Annotated in this window: 11 protein-coding genes and 1 tRNA gene; 3 read left to right on the top strand and 9 right to left on the bottom strand. The window is 64.6% G+C overall.

Annotated elements, in window-relative coordinates:
* Window position 1 precedes the first annotated feature (1 nt).
* The 6 genes from HMPREF2716_RS17130 to pqsH form a co-directional block, all read right to left on the bottom strand.
* Window positions 2-2,980 carry a response regulator gene (locus tag HMPREF2716_RS17130; RefSeq protein ID WP_033863110.1) on the bottom strand — a complete coding sequence of 993 codons (2,979 nt, stop codon included), beginning with the start codon at window positions 2,978-2,980 and terminating at the stop codon, window positions 2-4.
* Between the two features lie 655 nt (window positions 2,981-3,635).
* Window positions 3,636-3,711: transfer RNA gene (locus tag HMPREF2716_RS17125), tRNA-Gly, on the bottom strand.
* 68 nt (window positions 3,712-3,779) lie between these two features.
* Window positions 3,780-4,340, bottom strand: a complete 561-nt coding sequence (gene pgsA, locus HMPREF2716_RS17120; RefSeq protein WP_003090349.1) for a CDP-diacylglycerol--glycerol-3-phosphate 3-phosphatidyltransferase — start codon at window positions 4,338-4,340, stop codon at window positions 3,780-3,782.
* 33 nt (window positions 4,341-4,373) lie between these two features.
* Window positions 4,374-6,200: an excinuclease ABC subunit UvrC gene (gene uvrC / locus HMPREF2716_RS17115; RefSeq protein WP_003097551.1), complete on the bottom strand. Its 1,827-nt coding sequence runs from the start codon at window positions 6,198-6,200 to the stop codon at window positions 4,374-4,376.
* Entirely contained in the window at window positions 6,201-6,845 is a 645-nt protein-coding gene (gene uvrY, locus HMPREF2716_RS17110) for a response regulator transcription factor GacA (protein ID WP_003090351.1), read from the bottom strand.
* Between the two features lie 341 nt (window positions 6,846-7,186).
* Window positions 7,187-8,335, bottom strand: coding sequence for a 2-heptyl-3-hydroxy-4(1H)-quinolone synthase (gene pqsH, locus HMPREF2716_RS17105; protein WP_003090354.1), 1,149 nt, complete (start codon window positions 8,333-8,335; stop codon window positions 7,187-7,189).
* A gap of 617 nt (window positions 8,336-8,952) precedes the next feature.
* Here pqsH and HMPREF2716_RS17100 point away from each other — a divergent pair.
* On the top strand, window positions 8,953-9,981 hold the full coding sequence (locus HMPREF2716_RS17100; RefSeq protein WP_003097554.1) for an AraC family transcriptional regulator: 1,029 nt from the start codon (window positions 8,953-8,955) through the stop codon (window positions 9,979-9,981).
* 15 nt (window positions 9,982-9,996) lie between these two features.
* Here the strand turns inward: HMPREF2716_RS17100 and HMPREF2716_RS17095 are convergent, their stop codons facing one another.
* From HMPREF2716_RS17095 to vqsR, 3 genes are all read right to left on the bottom strand, one after another.
* Complete coding sequence (locus HMPREF2716_RS17095) at window positions 9,997-11,211, bottom strand: MFS transporter (RefSeq protein WP_023518757.1); 1,215 nt, start codon at window positions 11,209-11,211, stop codon at window positions 9,997-9,999.
* Between the two features lie 10 nt (window positions 11,212-11,221).
* Window positions 11,222-13,876 (bottom strand): TonB-dependent receptor, encoded by a 2,655-nt coding sequence (locus HMPREF2716_RS17090; protein ID WP_023517721.1) that lies wholly within the window; start codon window positions 13,874-13,876, stop codon window positions 11,222-11,224.
* Window positions 13,877-13,995: 119 nt separating this feature from the next.
* On the bottom strand, window positions 13,996-14,802 hold the full coding sequence (gene vqsR, locus HMPREF2716_RS17085; protein ID WP_003097562.1) for a transcriptional regulator VqsR: 807 nt from the start codon (window positions 14,800-14,802) through the stop codon (window positions 13,996-13,998).
* Window positions 14,803-14,954: 152 nt separating this feature from the next.
* Here vqsR and HMPREF2716_RS17080 point away from each other — a divergent pair, with 152 nt between their 5' ends.
* Both HMPREF2716_RS17080 and qteE read left to right on the top strand, forming a co-directional pair.
* Window positions 14,955-16,058: a polyamine ABC transporter substrate-binding protein gene (locus HMPREF2716_RS17080; RefSeq protein ID WP_003160427.1), complete on the top strand. Its 1,104-nt coding sequence runs from the start codon at window positions 14,955-14,957 to the stop codon at window positions 16,056-16,058.
* A 206-nt stretch (window positions 16,059-16,264) separates the two neighbouring features.
* Complete coding sequence (qteE, locus tag HMPREF2716_RS17075) at window positions 16,265-16,837, top strand: quorum threshold expression protein QteE (protein ID WP_003090369.1); 573 nt, start codon at window positions 16,265-16,267, stop codon at window positions 16,835-16,837.
* Window positions 16,838-16,869: the final 32 nt, after the last annotated feature.

The raw sequence follows: 16,869 nt of genomic DNA, 5'->3' as shown, positions 1-16,869 counted from the left end.
TTCATTGCGAATCGACGCTCGTAGGCATGAGCGGCTCTCCCCCGTTCAGCGCCCGAGCGAGCTCATCGAGCGTAGTCGGCTTGAACAGGACCCGGTCCATGCCGGCAGCCAGGCAACGCTCCAGCGCATCCTTCTCGGCGCTGGCGGTAAGCGCTATCACCAAGCAGCGACGCCGACCGCCAAGGGCTTCTTGCGACCGGATCCGTCGCGCCAGCTCGTAGCCATCCATCCGCGGCATCATGCCGTCGGTAATCACGACGTCGAAGTCTTCGCCCTGCCAACGTTCGAATGCTTCCTCGCCATCTTCCGTGGAGGTCACCCGGTGCCCAAGGCTTTCCAATTGCATGGTCAGGGTCAGCCGATTGAACGGATGGTCTTCCGCAAGCAATATCGAGAGCGCCCTTGCCTCTTTCCGCTCCTCGACCTCGGCAACTCCGGAACGCGCTTCGCTGGACTCGCAGGGCGGAGGCTCGGTCAGCGGAAGATCGAACTCGACCGAGAAGCAGGAGCCGTTGCCCAGTTCGCTGCGCAGGCTGATCTGGCCGCCCATCAGGTGCACCAGGCGTCGGCTGATATACAACCCCAGGCCGCTGCCGGACGCCTGGCCAAGCGCAGGCGAGCCGACCTGCGAGAATGGCCGGAACAGCCTGGCCTGGTCCTCCTCCGAAATACCGAGGCCGGTGTCGCTTACCTCGAGCAGCAAATGAAGCCTCTCCGCCTCGCGCCGCCCCACCGCCCGCACCGTTACCCCTCCGCGCTCGGTGAACTTGATGGCATTGCCCAGCAGGTTGAACAACACCTGCTTGAAATGCAGGGGATCCACCAGCACCCATTGCTCGAGATCCCCGTCGAGTTCCAGTGCCAAGGAAAGATTCTTCTGCCGCGTCAGCCCACCAACCAGCGGCAGGATTCCTCTGATCAACTCGCCAGGAAGCACTGGTTCGGGAGCGGAATCGAACCGACCGGATTCGATCCGCGACAAATCGAGAATATTGCCCAGCAGAAGCAGCAACCCCTGGGCCGCCTCTTGGGCAATGCTCAGCGAATCTAGGTCCAACACGCCCTTCTCGCCCTTTTTCAGCACCAGTTCCTGCAGGCCGATGACCGCATTCAATGGCGTACGGATCTCGTGACTCATCGTCGAAAGAAACACGCTCTTGGCACGGTTGGCAGTGTCGGCTTGCTCTTCTGCCTGGCGGGTCTTGCGCACCTGGCGCATCAGGTAGAAACCCCAGATGAGGGAGATGGAAATCAGTACGCCGAACAATCCGCCGATCTGCAGAATCTTGCTCCGGTGATCGCGCCAGAAGTCCGCCCCTCCCTTGGCGAAGCGAGGCTCCCAGCGGTGGAGGATTTCCGCCACTTCTTCCGGAGCGATCGCCAGCTGCGCCTTCTCCAGGATGCCCTGCAGCTCCGGCTGGTTCCTCGCCACGCCGATGCTGATCGGGATGGAGAGGTCATCGAGGATACCGACGACCTGGATCCGGTTGTCGAAATGCTGGGCGGACAGATAGCGACCGGTATAGTCGCTGCTGATGGCGGCCTCGCTCTGGCCGGCGTCTACGCTGCGCATGGCGGCGAGGAAGGTCGGATAGACCTGGAGCTTGATCTCCGGGTGTTCGCGTCGAATGAAGTCGTTGAGAAAATAGCCAATCGTCGTCGCCAATCGCTTGCCCGCCAGGTCCGCGAGGCCATGGACACGCCCCACCCTTTCATCCCGGCCACCCTGGCGGGCGCCCATCAGCACCGTGGTGCTGCGTAGATAGGGCGTCAGCACTTCGAGGCCGGAATCGAAGCGCTCCGACGAAGGCATGGTCGGCGTAACCAATGCCTCCCCCGCATCCAGTCGGCTTTTCGTCTCGACGAAGTTGCGTGCTCCAGTGAAGGAAAACTGCAGGCCACTGCGCTTGCCGATCAGGTCCAGATAGTCACGCCCGATACCACTCAGCCTCCCCTCGTTATCCAGTTGCCCGAGCGCGCCAAGGGAATGGTTGATCACCACCGGCACGACCGGGTGCGCGGAGAGCCAACGCTGCTCCGCCGGCGACAGCGTCACCCGGGGCTCGTCGAAGCGCAGGCGCCGCCCGGCGCTCCAGCTGCGCAACAGTTCGTCGCCGTAGCGCCCGCTAATATGCGGCAGGGCGCGATCGATGAGCGCGAGCAGAGGTTCGTCACCTGGCCGGAGCAGGAAACGGAAACCCTGGCTGTCGATGGGTGCGAAGTTCTCGATGCGCAAGTTCAGCAGGTAATGGGTCTGGATGAGGTAGTGCGTGGAAACTGCGTCCCCCAGCACGCCATCGACATCCCCCATGCTCAGCGCTTCCAGGGCAAGCTGCGGCGAGTCGAACCAGATGATCCTGCTGTGCGGATAGGCAGCCTTGATACGTTCGGCGGGAAGATAGCCCTTGACCGTGGCCAGCCAGGACTCCGCCTGCGAATCGAACGGGGCACCGCTGGAAGACACCAGTACCGGCCGGTCGGAAAGATACGCAGCGGATGCCAGCAAGCCGTGTTGTCGGGCCTCGACCTCGCTACCGACGCCAAGCAGGTCGATCTCCCCTTGCGACAACGCGTCGATTGCCGCCTGCCGCGACGGAAAGTCCCTGACGCGCAACGGCCGCTCGAACACCAAGGCCAGGTAATCGGCCGTGAAGCCCTTGTAGGAGCCTGCGTAGAAGATGGACAACGGCGGATAGTCGGGGGAAACCACGCCTACCGTCAGCGGCTCCCGTGCATCCAGCCACTGCCTGGCTCGTTTATCGAGCCAGGGACGCATCGTTGTCGTCGTACGCCCATCCGGCAGGATGGATTCGGCTTCGACGGGCAGCGGCTGCAGAGCGATCAGCAACAGGCAAAAGACCGCGGACAGCAACGACCTTGTCAGCATGTCGAGTCTACGATGGCAAAGTTCTCCGGCCGGACAGAAAGCAGCGCATCCGCGACCCGGAGCCTGCGGATACATCGGCAACGATGCCGCCATGTTAGCAGGTAGATGGATACTTTTCCCAGGAACCCACGCCTGTCGACACTCGCTCTGGCAGCCGCCTTATGCCCGGCTCGCGAAAACCCTCGACTCTTTCGCGTCGCCGGCTAGATCGATGAAGCCGCTTGCGATGACGTGCGCCCTGGCCGTGGCATGCCTGCACTCGAAAGCCCAGTTCGAGCCGCACATCGCCGAGGGCAACCTGGTAGCGTGCTGGAAGGCTGGTGCGATCCATTCCCGGGCTATTACCTCTATCACCCAAGTCAGAGGCAACCTTCGCCGACCTTCTCAGTGGTCGTCGAAGCGCTGCGATACCGAAGCGCTGGCCTTGGGACGGCTCGGTCGAACGTGGCAGCCAAAGCAACAGGCGCACGAAGGCGGTCCAAGGTGCAATGAATCGAGCCCCCCTGGAGTGCGACAGCCACACTTCTGATGTGCCGAGGCAGCATCTTGCGGCAAGCCGCCTCGCTGGCGAGACGAAGGGCTTCACGAAACGTACGGCCCCGGTCGCCGGGAAAGCGGCAAGGAGAACCGCCCCTCGGCGCGGACGTTCCACGAACGGGTACGGGACTTGGAGGCGGAACGAAAAAAGGGCCCGAAGGCCCTTTCTCAATGATCTACAGACTTCATTGGAACTCTATAGATCTATATTTGGAGCGGGAAACGAGACTCGAACTCGCGACCCCGACCTTGGCAAGGTCGTGCTCTACCAACTGAGCTATTCCCGCATCGTCTTGGTGACGGGCGCCATTCTATAGCATCGCGGCGCCGTGTCAACTCCTTGATTCAAAAAAGTTTATTTCTCTTTCGGGGTGGTCGACAGATGCGGCCACGCGGCCAGCAGGTAGTGCACCATGGACCACAGGGTCAGCGCCGCGGAGATGATCAGCAGCACGTAGCCGAGAATCACCCAGAAGGTCATCAGCGGCGGATTCGCCAGGAGAATGACCAGCGCCAGCATCTGCGCCGCGGTCTTCCACTTGCCCAGGTTGGACACCGCGACCTGCGCCCTCGCCCCCAGTTCGGCCATCCACTCACGCAAGGCGGAAACCACGATCTCGCGGCCGATGATGATCACCGCCGGCAGGGTCAGCCACAGGTTGGCGTGCTCTTCCACCAGCAAGACCAGCGCAACCGCCACCATCAGCTTGTCCGCGACCGGGTCGAGGAAGGCGCCGAACGGCGTGCTCTGGCCGAGGCGCCGGGCGAGGTAGCCGTCCAGCCAGTCGGTGGCGGCGGCCAGGGCGAACACGGCACTGGCGGTCAGGTAGCTCCAGGACGTCGGCAGATAGAACAGCAGAATGAAGATCGGAATGAGCAGGACGCGCAGTAACGTGAGCAGATTGGGGATATTCATCGGACCATCTAGGCTGCGAGGTGAGCCGGCATTCTACTCGCTGTGCAGGACGGCATAAATCTGCTCGGCAAGCTTTTTACTGATACCGGGGGCTTTGGCCAGTTCATCGATACTCGCCCGCGACAATTCCTGCAACCCGCCGAAATGCTTGAGCAGGTCGCGCCGACGTTTCGGGCCGACGCCAGGGACGTCCTCCAGCGTCGACGTCCGCCGTGCCTTGCCGCGCCGCGCACGGTGGCCGGTGATGGCGAAACGGTGCGCTTCGTCACGTATCTGCTGGATCAGGTGCAGCGCCGGCGAATCGGCCGGCAGGGTGAACTCGTGGGAGGCATCGTTTAGGTAGAGGGTTTCCAGCCCCGGCTTGCGGGTCACGCCCTTGGCCACGCCGAGCAGGATCAGACCGGCGACCGCCAGTTCCTGGAGCACCTCCTGGGCCATGGCCAATTGCCCCTTGCCGCCATCCACCAGGAGAATGTCGGGCATCTTCCCCTCGCCGTCCTTCAGGCGACTGAAGCGGCGGGTCAGCGCCTGGTGCATCGCCGCGTAGTCGTCGCCGGCCGTGACGCCTTCGATGTTGTAGCGGCGATAGTCCGACTTCAGCGGCCCTTCCGGGCCGAACACCACGCAGGAAGCCACGGTGGCCTCGCCGCTGGAGTGACTGATATCGAAGCACTCCAGGCGTTGCGGCGGCTCCGCCAGGTCGAGCGCCTCGGCAAGGGCTTCGAAGCGTGCCGCCACATGCTGGCGGTTGGCCAGGCGTGCGCCCAGGGCCTGTTCGGCGTTGGTCACCGCCAGTTGCTGCCAGCGGGCGCGGGTACCACGCACCCGGTAGCTGATCTCCAGTTCGCGGCCTCGCGCTTCGGCGATCGCCGAAACCAGCACCGGGAAATCCTCGTGCGTCACGTTGACGATCAACTCCGCCGGCAGGTCGCGCTCCTGGTGGCTGAGATAGTACTGGCCAAGGAACGCCAGCAGCACTTCGCCCACCTCCTCCTCGATCGCGACCTGCGGGAAGAAGTTCTTGCTGCCCAGCACCCGCCCGCCGCGTACGCTGATCAGGTGTACGCAAGCGCCGCCAGGGGTGACGATGGCGGCGACGATGTCGACGTCGCCGTTGCCACCTTCCATGCTCTGCTGGTCCTGGACCCGCCGCAGGATCGCCACCTGGTCGCGCAACTCCGCCGCCTTCTCGAAGTCCAGGCGCATCGCCGCCTGCTCCATGCCGACGTTCAGCTCGTCGGCCAGCGCGTTGCTCCTTCCTTCGAGGAACATCACCGAGTGGCGCACGTCCTCGGCGTACTCCTCAGGACTGACCAGCCCCACGCAGGGCCCCTTGCAGCGCTTGATCTGGTATTGCAGGCAGGGCCGCGTACGGTTGCGGAAATAGCTGTCCTCGCACTGGCGGACGAGAAACGCCTTCTGCAGCAGGTTGAGGCTCTCGCGGATCGCTCCCGCGCTCGGATAGGGACCGAAGTAACGCCCCTTGCGCTTCTTCGCGCCACGGTGCAGGGACAGCCGCGGATACTCGTCCTCGCTGGAGAGGAACACGAAGGGATAGGACTTGTCGTCCCGCAGCAGGATGTTGTAGGGCGGCCGCCACTCCTTGATCAGCGTCTGCTCCAGCAGCAACGCCTCGGTTTCATTGGCGGTGATGGTGGTTTCCACCTGGGCGATCCGCGCCACCAGCGCAGCGGTCTTCGGCGCCAGGCCGGACTTGCGGAAATAGCTGGCCAGGCGCTTCTTCAGGCTCTTCGCCTTGCCCACGTAGAGAAGCTTGGCGTCCGCATCGAACATGCGGTAGACGCCCGGACGATTGCTGCAGGTAGCGAGGAAAGCGCTTGCGTCGAAAACGGCGCTCATCTAGCTGGCGGCATCGACCATGCCGTGGCGGACGGCGAGCAGCGCCAGCTCCACGTCGCTGGTGATCGAGAGCTTCTCGAAGATGCGGTAGCGATAGGTATTCACGGTCTTCGGCGACAGGCACAGCTTGTCGGAGATGCTCTGCACCTTGTGGCAGTTGGCGATCATCAGGGCGATCTGGATCTCGCGCTCGGACAGCGAATCGAAGGGGGAATCGTGCTGCTGCGGCTGGAAGGACTTCAGCGCCAGTTGCTGGGCGATCTGCGGGCTGATATAGCGCTGGCCGGCGAAGACCTGGCGAATCGCCTGGACCATTTCCTCCAGCCCCGCGCCCTTGGTCATGTAGCCGGCGGCGCCGGCCTGCATGAGGCGGGTGGGGAACGGATCCTCTTCGCAGACGGTGACTACCACGACCTTGATGTCGGGCTGGCTGCGCAGCAGCTTGCGGGTTGCCTCCAGGCCGCCGATACCGGGCATCTTCACGTCCATCAGGACGACATCCGGCTTCAGTTCGCGGGCCAGTTTCAGACAGTCTTCACCGCAGTCGGCCTGGCCGACCACTTGCAAGCCTTCGATGTCGGCCAGCATGCGGGTAATACCGGTGCGTACCAGATCGTGGTCGTCGACCACCAGCACCTTAATCACGCTGCACCTCGTCGCGCATTAGCAGACAACCGCCCACACGGGCCCCCAGGAGATTTCGGCAACCTTAACAGAAAGCCATCCCATGACCTAGCTTGGCGCAAAGGCGTCATAAATCAAGCGTCATGGAAACATCATTCGACGGCATCGAACGGGCACTGCGAAGTATACCGCCAGCCCCCGGCGAGCGGCAGACCGGATCGCAGCAAAAACCGGCGAATCTGTGGAGAGCCCAGCGACGCCGGGCCTGGTAAAGCGCAAGCGCCCTGGTTGCCCGGGACTCCTCCATAGCGACCATCGCCGAAGTCGAAAACAGGCGACCAAGACGCCACTGGCACCGGCGGCTACTGCGCGGCCATCTCACCGACACCGGTGAAAAGACGCTGGTGGAGGCGCCTGCGACTGGCATTCGGCACCAGGCGAACGAGGGTATTCCTCAGCCAGACGCTCCAGGGCGATTCCCACTGACCAAGGCGGCCGACGATCCAGGATTGCTTCCTGATGAACTCGATCCGCGCCTCGCGTTGCTGCTGGAACAGGATCAGCGTCTCGGCGCGCGGCGCCAGGCACCACAGGCGCGCCAGCAGGAAGGCGTCCTCCAGGGCCATGGCCGCGCCCTGCCCCAGGTTCGGCGTCATGGCGTGTGCGGCGTCACCGATCAGCACTACCCGTCCGCGGCACCAGGAGGCGCCGGCCAACTCCTCGAGGTCGTTGTGCACCAGCGTGGTGGCGCTCGGTATGAGCCGGGCGATGCTCGCGCCGATGCCGTCGAAGTCCGCGTAGTGGGCGGCCAGCCGTTGCGGGGTTACGAAGCCCTCCTCGTCCTCGGGCTCCTCCCGGCGCACCTTCAGGGTCGCGTAGACATACATCTCGCGCGGGCTGATCTGGATGAAGCCGAGGCGCTTGCCGTGCCCCCAGACCTCTCCCGCCAGCTCGGCGTCCTCCAGCCGATGGGGAACGACCAGGCGCCAGCAGGTTTCGCCGGAATGACGCAAGGTCGCCTCCGGCCAGACATAACGTCGCACGCTCGAACGAATGCCATCCGCACCGACCACCAGCGAACAGTCGTGGACAGTGCCGTCGCTCAGGGTCACGCGTTCGTGGTCGAGTCCGTCGAGGATCTGCACGATGGAGACCCCGACCCGAATGCGCGACTCATCCAGCCCCTCCAGCAGCGCCGCATGCAGTTCGTGGCGCTGCAACGCCAGGCCGCCGCGGGAATTCCCACCCAGACTGGAAGGCATCGACATCAGCATCGAACCGTCGTGGGCGTATACGTTGATCCCGGCCAACGGCATGCCACGGCGGAACAGCCGGTCGAGATCCAGGGTGCTGGACAACGCCGTCAACGCATTGCTCGCCAGGGTGATGCCGGTACCGATGGGCCTGATCTCGCTGGCCCGCTCGACCAGCAGCCAGTCGATGCCTGCCTTGGTGAATTCGCGCGCCAGCGCCAGGCCGGCGATCCCGGCCCCCTGGATAAGAACGGTCATCCGTTGCTCCTTAGCAGCGGCATCCGTCGCGACTTCGCGCGGTCGCGACAGGCCTGCCCGAGACGATGAAAATGTCCATCCTAGCCGCCCCGGACAGCCCACCGACCCTATCAGAAGATCGAGTTGACCCTGCTCGCCGACACCTCGCCGCTCGCTTTTCCTGTCCTCCAGGCCACCGGAAGTCCGGCGCGCCGGGAAGGCAAGCGTGGCCCGGGCACGGCACGCGTGGCCGGAAATCCCCGCTAGCCGCCGCCCGCCTAGGCGCTACGGTTTTCCTTGGCCAGCGGCCTCCCGAGCGCCGGCAAGCGGCGATGGCGCCTGAAGCTCAGGGCGACCGGCCCGCGCCACCACCGCCCACGACGATCATCCAGGCGCAGCCACCCCGGCGAGAGTGGCCGGGACGGCAGCGTTCGGCCGGGCCACGGCAAGCATGCACGACCGATCGGCACGGCGTCGCGGAGGCGCGACTATACGCAGACCCCGCTCCTGTCAACCCCTTACGCAAGGTAGTGATTGCCGGAAGCCCAGCGTACGAAAATCAACCGAAACGACATCCGCATGGAATAACGAAGCCCTGACGCCTTCAGGGCGATAGCATCGCGTGCAAGAGGTAACCGATGAGCCCGTCCGAAAACATCCAGTACGATTTCGAGTGGCGACCACTCAACAACTACCTCGCCGTGCAACGCATCACGCCTCCGGACATGCGTCAGGGTTCGGCTGCCGAGCCGCGCCTACCCAGCGAAGCGCTCTACGAGTGGATCGTGCTGAACGGACGCTCCCCCCTGGAAGGCCTGAGCCTGGGGGAGCACTATCGCCTTTCCGACTACGGCGTCGCCGGGCTGGCATTGCAGAGTGCCGGCACCGTCGGCGAAGCCTTGCAACTGATCAAGACCAACATGCTGCTGTTCCGCAAGGATATCCGCGGGATCGCGGTGCGACGTTCCAGTTGCGACACCGTGGATGTGGATATCGACCTGCAGGACAAGCCGGACTGGCCGCAGTCGGCCCGGCTGTATCACGCCAACGTCCTGGCGTCGGCCGCCTACGCGGTGTTCCGCGACCTGCTACTGGGCGAGCTGGAACTGGTCCGCCTGCGCCTCCCGGAAAGGAACGGCGACGTGCGGGCATACGAGGAGTATTTCCGGGTGCCGGTGTATTTCGCCGGCGCAGGCATCACCTTCACCCTCCCCGAGGAATTGCTCGAGGCCGAGATCGCCACTGCCAACTCCGCCGTGTTCCAGGCCTCGCTGGCGCTCGGCAGCAAGGCCTTCAACACCCGCGTCACCCGCGAGATGGGCGGCTACCGCCAACGCATCGTGGCACTGCTGGAGGTGCTACAGGACCGCTACCCGAGCATCGCCTGGGTCGCCCGGCAGTTGAAGGTCACCGAGCGGACGCTGCGCCGACGGCTCGCCGACGAGGGCACCAACTACCGGGAAGTGCTCGATCTGGTCCGCCACGACAGGGCGCGCCAACTGCTGCGGGACGAGCGACTGCGCATCGAGGAAGTCGCCGAGAGGCTGGGCTACATGGATACCTCCAGTTTTCGCCACGCCTTCCGTCGCTGGACGGGACAGTGCGCCAACGACTATCGCCAGGCCCGCCTCGCCGGCAAGACCGCGCGGCGCCAGGGCGAACGCTAGCCGGCATGATTCCCTTCAGGGCAATTTCTGCGGATAGGGGCGAAAGGCGAACAGGCTGCACGCAGCCAGGGAAAAAGCCGCGAGCAGCACCCATTCGGCCGTCCCGTAGCCTTCGGCGCGGTCGTACAGCCAGCCCAGCAGGTAAGCGCCGAGACTGATCGATAGGGCGAAAGTGAACGGTTGGATCGAGCCGTAGATCACACCGAAGCTGCGCAGGCCGAAGTAACGCATCAACAGGTACTTGGTGGTGCCGCTTTCCCCTCCTCCGCCCAGGCCGACCAGGAACACCGCCAGCCATAGACCGCTCGGTGTGTCGCCCACCAGGAACCAGGCCATGCCGAGCACCGCCGCCAGGGCGAAGGGCAACGCCACCCGAGGCGTCACCACGCGGTCGAGAAGCCAGCCCATCAGCGGCTGCGACAGCATCATGCCGACCCACAACGCCGACAGCGCGGTGCCCGCCTCGCCCCGGGACAAACCGCGCTCCACCAGCATCGGCACGCCATGGGTCATGATCCCGGACATCACGAACACCGCCAGTACCTGGTTGCCCAGCACCAGCCAGAAACTGGCGCTGCGCCAGGCCTGGGGCGCCGTCGATCCGCTCAGCGCGGTTTCCGCTACGGCCGTGCCGGCGGCCACGCCAGCACCCGGCGCTGGCTCGCGGAACAGCCAGGCCAGCAGCGGCAGCGCCAGGCCCAGTTCGAGCACGCCGTAGACCAGGAAAGCGCCGCGCCAGCCCCACGCTTCGAGGCTCTGGTGGCCGACCAGCAGGCCCAGCGGCCCGCCCACCCCGAAGCCCAGGCCTAGCAGGCCGTAGGCCACGCCCAGGCGTTGGCGGAACCAGAGTCCGAGGATACGTCCGTAAGGCAGGTTGCCTGGCGCCAGCAGGCCGATCAGCAGGAACAGCGCGTAGAGTTGCCAGACGGCATTCACCGCCGCCAGGCCGAGCAGCGGCAGCGACAGGGCGGCGGTCAGCCCGAGCATTGTCCGCCGCGCGCCCCAACGATCGATCAGCCAGCCCTTGAGCGGGCTGGTGATGGCGACCGCCAGTCCGAACAGCGTCACCAGCAACGACACCTCGGCGCGGTCCCAGGCGTACTCGGCGCTCATCGGTGCGATGAACAGACTGAAGGTGTTCAGCAGGATGCCGGTGGGCCCGAGCATGATCGCCACCACCGACGCCAGCAGCACACCGCCGCTGGTCGCGGAAAATTCTCGTTGCGCCACGCCTGGCCCTCTAGAAGCGGTATGCCGCGCGTAGGTAGTAGAAGGCGCCGTTGAAGCCGATCTGCGAGGCATAGGTGTCGTAGCGCAGCACGTCGCCATAGGTGGTGTTCTGCGCGGGCAGCTTGTCCGGACGGACGTCGAACAGGTTGTCGGCGCCGGCGGTCAGCGTCAGGTCGGCGCTGAGCCGGTAGCGCGCGGCGATGTCGGTGATGTACTTCGGGTCGTTGACGAAATGGTTGAATTTCTCCGTCGACCAGGCGTCCGGCCCTACCGTGTAGTCGAGTTCCGAGCTGGTCCGGCCGTAGCGCGTCAGGCGCAGGCTGACCTCCCAGTCCTGGCGGCTCCAGGTGCCGCCGAGGGAAACCTGGCTGCGCGGGGTGGAGCAGGTGATCCAGGCGACCTGCTGGGCATTGAGCAGCGGCTCGCCGTTGGCGCCTCGATGGTTCTTGCGCAAGGTGGTGCGGTTGAAGTTGGCCGACAGTTCCCAGTCGACCTGCCCGTACTCGCCAAGCGCGACGAGGTAGTGACCGGTGATGTCGACACCGCGGGTGCGGGTGTCGGCACCGTTGGCCAGGTAGTGGGTACTGACCGTACTGGCACTGGCCGGCAACGAGATCCCCGCCGCGGCCAGGGCATCGATGGCTTCCTGGCCGGAATAGGTGGCGCTGTCGACGATGCGGTCGCGGATGCTGATCTGGTAGGCGTCGATGTTCAGCCCGACGTTTTCCCACGGGCTGAGTACCAGGCCAAGGTTGAAGCTGGTCGACTTCTCCGGTTGCAGTTCGTCGGCGCCGAGCATCTTCGCCGCCGGCGAGTTGGCCGCCAGCAGGCCAAGGGCGATGGTCGGGCCGACGCTGAGGCCGGTGTAGTGCTCCTGGACCAGGGACGGCGCGCGGAACCCGCTGCTTACGCTGGCGCGCAGCGCCACCCGCGGATCGAACTGGTAACGGGTGGCGAACTTGCCGTTGGTGGTGCTGCCGAAGTCGCTGAATTTCTCGTGGCGCACCGCCACGTCGACCTCCCAGGCTGGGGTCAGGGAGGTACCCAGGTCCAGGTAGGACGCCCAGGCGTGCCGCGACCATTGCCCCTCGCTGAGCGGCGAGAGGCCAGCCAGGGATTCCGCCCCGCCGCTGTAGTAGGACGCCGGGTCGCCGGCGTCGATGCGGTAGCTTTCCCGCCGGTATTCCGCACCCAGCGACAACGCCAGCGGAGCAGCGAGGAAATCCAGTTCGAATTCCCGCCCCAGGTCCAGGTTGCTGGTCCATTGGCTGTTGCGGTAGCGCGCCAGGTCGAAGCTTCTCGGACTGTTGCCGGTTTCACGGTAGATCGCCGCGTTCACCGACTGGGTCATGCCGATATCGGGACGGTCGGCGCCGTAGCCACTGCTCAGGTCCCAGTGCCAGGCATCCAGCAGACGCTCGCCGCGCACCCCGGCGAGGAACGCATAGTCGTCCTCGTCGCTGTTCGGGCGCGGCGTGAAGCCGTCCGGATACAGCGTCGGCGCCACCGAAGCCAGGCGATAGTTGGCCGCCGAGGAGGCCTTGCGCCGGGTATAGGTGCCGAAGCCGTACACCTCGATATCGTCGCCCAACCCGAAACCCGAGTTGAGCGCCAACGATTGCCGGTGGAACGCGGGATCGCCCATGGAAATGTTGTCGCGCCGACCGGTGCGCTCATCGATGCCGCTGCGCATCGTGCGCTCCTGCTCGCGATATTCGGCGGTGAGGTTGACGAAGCCGCTATCGCCGAAGGCCAGCCCGATGTTCCCCCCGCCGCCATGGGTGAAGCCGTCGCCGTCGCCGGTCTGCCCGACGTCAGCGGCCGCCGACCCGCCGCTGTCGGCGGACTTGAGGATGACGTTGATCACCCCGGCGATGGCGTCCGAACCGTACTGCGCCGAGGCGCCGTCGCGCAGCACCTCGACCCGCTCGATGGCGTTGATCGGGATGGTGTCCAGATCGACGCCGGTGGAGCCCTTCTCCAGCCCGCCGCTGATATTGAGATTGGCCGTTTCGTGGCGACGCTTGCCGTTCACCAGCACCAGCACATGGTTGGGGCTCAGCCCGCGCAGCGACTGCGTGTGGGTCAACGCCGAGGCGTTGAACGGCTGGGCCTGGCGGGTCAGCGAGGGCAACAGTTTGACCAGCGCATCGCGCAGGTCGACCGCACCGCTGCTGCGTAGCTGGGTAGCGCTGACCACATCGATCGGGCTCAGGCTGTCCTGCGCCTTCACATCGCTCTTGCGCGTGCCGGTGACCACCACGGTGGACAAGGTCGGTGCCACCGTCGCACCTCGCGTCTCCTGCACAGGCGCCTGTCCGCGGCGCAGGACGAAGGCACCGCTTTCGTCCTGCGCGTATGCCAGCCCGCTGCCGGCCAGGGCACGCCGCAAGGCGTCCTCGACACTGAGCCGGCCGCGGATATCCGGTCCGCGCAACCCCGCCACCAGGCGCTGGTCGAAGGCGATCGGCACGTGTCCCTGGCGCACGATGTTCAACAACACCTCGGCCAGTTCGCCGGGCGCTATGTCGAATACCCGGGGCGCCGTGGCCACGTCGCGCGGCCCACCGTCGGCGGCCTGCACCTCGCCCTGCAGCGCGCAGGCGAGCCCCACCGCACAGAGCACGGGGGTCAACGAACGAGAGGAAAGACGTACATCGGGCATGGTCGAATCGTCCTGGATGGAATTCGCCCATGAGTGCAATCCGACGCCGGCTTTTTCAGCGTCGGGCAATATGAATTTCGCATAACCTTATGCGCCCGGGTTCCTCCGCAGGCGGCGCACTAGCGTGCGTCGGCGAGCCGCGGCGCGGGCGGGTTGATCAACAGCGCGAATATCTCGGAGTGGGACTTCACGTTCAGCTTCGCGTAGATGTGCCGGCGATGCACCTTGATAGTGGCGATCGACAGCGTCAGCCGATCCGCTATTTCCTTGTTCGAGTATCCATCCAGCATCAGCCGGATGACATCCGACTCCCGCGCGGTCAGCGGCGATATCAACCCTCTCCAGGGCTGGACTTCCACCTCCGCCGCTGCGATCGGTTTCGCCTCCTCCCTGACCGCATCCTCGAAGTGGATGCGTTTTTTCATCAGCGCGATGACCCACGGGCGAAGCAGCTCGAACAGCGCGATCTGCTCGGCACCGAAGCGGCTCTCGCTGCCCAACGACAGGCATAGGGTTCTTTCACCATCCAGCGGGACGTTATATTGAACTTCGTCCGTCACCACATAATGCGCAAAGTACGTATTGTAATATTCGGTCGTTTCGAAATCTTCGGAGACGATATCCGCAAGATGAAAAAGCCCGCCGCGCCGACAGTTCCTGGATACCTGGTAGAAAGGATCTTGCAGATAAAGTCCGGTTATATATCGACTGATCAGCGGGTCCGGCTCGACTTCTTCTCTCTCCTCCTCCATGAAGGAAAGAATCAAGGGACTGGAATCGCTGAATATCAGGGCCGCCCAGTTGTCGACGGGGGCGAACTGGCCGAGGGTCTGCGCCAGGATCCGCCAGAAGAACGGCCGGTCCAGCGCTTCGAGCAACTTTCCCAGTGACTCGTGCCAGGCGCCGCCGTGCAATGCGATATCCACACAACTACTCCTCTGGGATTAGTCACTCGGCGTTATGTCATGAAGAGTTCCAATGTGCATAATATCGATGCCTTCGAAGATAGCCACAGGTCAGAACTACCAGTTCTGGTAGGTGCAAAATCCAACTTGTTTCGTTTCGGAAAGGAAATCCAATGAAAAAAGTTTGTGCACTGGCGTTATCGATCCTGACGACGATCGGTGCGACAGCGGCGGACAGTGCATGGGCTGCGCAAACCAGCGTCCATCTTTACAACTGGTATGACTTCATCGCCCCGGAAACGCCCAAGGCTTTCCAGAAGGAAACCGGCACCCGTGTCGTCCTCGACACCTTCGACAGCGCCGAGACCGCGCAGGGCAAGCTGATGGTCGGCCGCTCCGGCTACGACGTGGTGGTGATCACCTCCAACATCCTGCCCGGGCTGATCAAGGCGGGCGTCCTCCAGGAACTCGACCGCGACCGGCTCCCCCACTGGAAGAACCTCGACGCGGACATCCTCGGGAAGCTTCAGGCCAACGATCCCGGCAATCGCTATGCCGTACCTTATCTCTGGGGAACCACCGGGATCGCCTACGACGTGGACAAGGTCCGCAAGCTGCTCGGCCCCGACGCGCCGGTCGACTCCTGGGACCTGGTCTTCAAGGAGGAGAACATCTCCCGCCTCAGCCAGTGCGGCGTGGCCACGCTGGACTCCTCCACCGAGCTGGTGTCCATCGCCCTCAACTACCTGGGCCTGCCGCACAACAGCCAGAATCCCGAGGACTACCAGAAAGCCCAGAAACTGTTGCTGAAGGTTCGCCCCTACATTCGCTATTTCGACTCCTCCAGAGTCGACACCGATCTCTCCAACGGCAACGTCTGCGTGGTGGTCGGCTGGCAGGGCACGGCCTACATGGCCCAGGTCAACAACGAACAGGCCGGGAACGGTCGCCATATCGCCTACAGCATTCCCCGGGAAGGCTCGCTGGTCTGGGCCGAGAACATGGTGCTGCTCAAGGATGCACCGCATCCGCAGCAGGGTTATGCGCTGATCGACTACCTGCTGCGTCCGGAGGTCATCGCCAGGACCTCCAACTACGTGGGCTATCCGAATGGCAACCAGGCGGCGCTGCCGCTGGTAGAGCGGAAGCTGCGGGAAAACCCGGCGGTTTACCTGAGCAAGGAAACCATGGCGACCCTCTTCCCGCTGGAAACCCTGCCACTGAAGGTCGAGAGAATACGTACCCGGGTCTGGAGCCGGGTCAAGACCGGGAGCTGACACTCGCCCGAGACGCCCCCTGGAAGCGCGGGAGCGCCCGGAGCCAGAAAAATCCAGCGAGGTCCGCCAGGACCGGCGTTCGCGTCTTTCACCGGGTGAGGCTCTGCCTCGTCCGTCAGGATGCGGCTTGCCGGCTGACCTGCGACCGATAGAGATACCTCTCCCCCAGGGCGGGAAAGCCCCGGGCATGCCTGATGGAGAAAACCATGCTTATCCATTTCTGCCCCAGGCTGCTGACGCCTGCGGGGTTCGACCTGCCGTGCGAGTTGATCGACATCCGCATCAAGGAGTTCGACCTGCACCTGCTTGGCGGGCGCGACGTGGTGGCGCGTCACCCCCTCCCCGACAAGCGCTACCACGTGGCCTGCCGCAAGTCCGGCTGCAAGGCGGTGAATGGCCTGCTGGTGGACGTGGAAAAGCACGTTCCGCTGTTCACCGTGGACACCCGCTGGAGCATCGACGCCGAAGTGGTCCTGCGCCACCGCGTCGAGTACGTGGTGCTCGACGCCGAGCACGATGCGGTGAGCGACTACATGCTGCTGTGGTGCGACGAGGTGCCCAACTACTTCCTCGGCCAGAGCACCCCGGCCATGCAGGTTCCGTTGATGGAACTGATGCGCGGCAATGCGTTGCAGACCGAGCGGCAGGATGTGTTCCGCCTGCCGACGCTGAGGTCCGAACGCCTGCGCCAGGGCAACGCCGATGCCAACCAGCATCTTCCGAGCCGTGAGCAGGCGTTCCACGTCAAGGCCGAGCAGATCAGCTATGGGCTGGCCTGAAGGACGCGCGCCAGCGGCAAGCTACGCTGGCC

Source organism: Pseudomonas sp. HMSC076A11 (assembly GCF_001810205.1).
GTDB classification, from domain to species: domain Bacteria; phylum Pseudomonadota; class Gammaproteobacteria; order Pseudomonadales; family Pseudomonadaceae; genus Pseudomonas; species Pseudomonas aeruginosa.
Note: the sequence above shows the minus strand (reverse complement) of the source record. Positions and strands in the feature narration are given on the sequence as shown.

Excerpts from the sequence above, each read along its gene's own strand:
- uvrC (WP_003097551.1), bottom strand. The coding sequence starts at position 6,200 with ATGAGCGCCGTTTTCGACGCAAGCGCTTTCCTCGCTACCTGCAGCAAT.
- pqsH (WP_003090354.1), bottom strand. The coding sequence starts at position 8,335 with ATGACCGTTCTTATCCAGGGGGCCGGGATCGCCGGCCTGGCGCTGGCG.
- pgsA (WP_003090349.1), bottom strand. The coding sequence starts at position 4,340 with ATGAATATCCCCAATCTGCTCACGTTACTGCGCGTCCTGCTCATTCCG.
- HMPREF2716_RS17100 (WP_003097554.1), top strand. The coding sequence starts at position 8,953 with ATGAGCCCGTCCGAAAACATCCAGTACGATTTCGAGTGGCGACCACTC.
- HMPREF2716_RS17130 (WP_033863110.1), bottom strand. The coding sequence starts at position 2,980 with ATGGCGGCATCGTTGCCGATGTATCCGCAGGCTCCGGGTCGCGGATGC.
- HMPREF2716_RS17090 (WP_023517721.1), bottom strand. The coding sequence starts at position 13,876 with ATGCCCGATGTACGTCTTTCCTCTCGTTCGTTGACCCCCGTGCTCTGT.
- qteE (WP_003090369.1), top strand. The coding sequence starts at position 16,265 with ATGCTTATCCATTTCTGCCCCAGGCTGCTGACGCCTGCGGGGTTCGAC.
- HMPREF2716_RS17080 (WP_003160427.1), top strand. The coding sequence starts at position 14,955 with ATGAAAAAAGTTTGTGCACTGGCGTTATCGATCCTGACGACGATCGGT.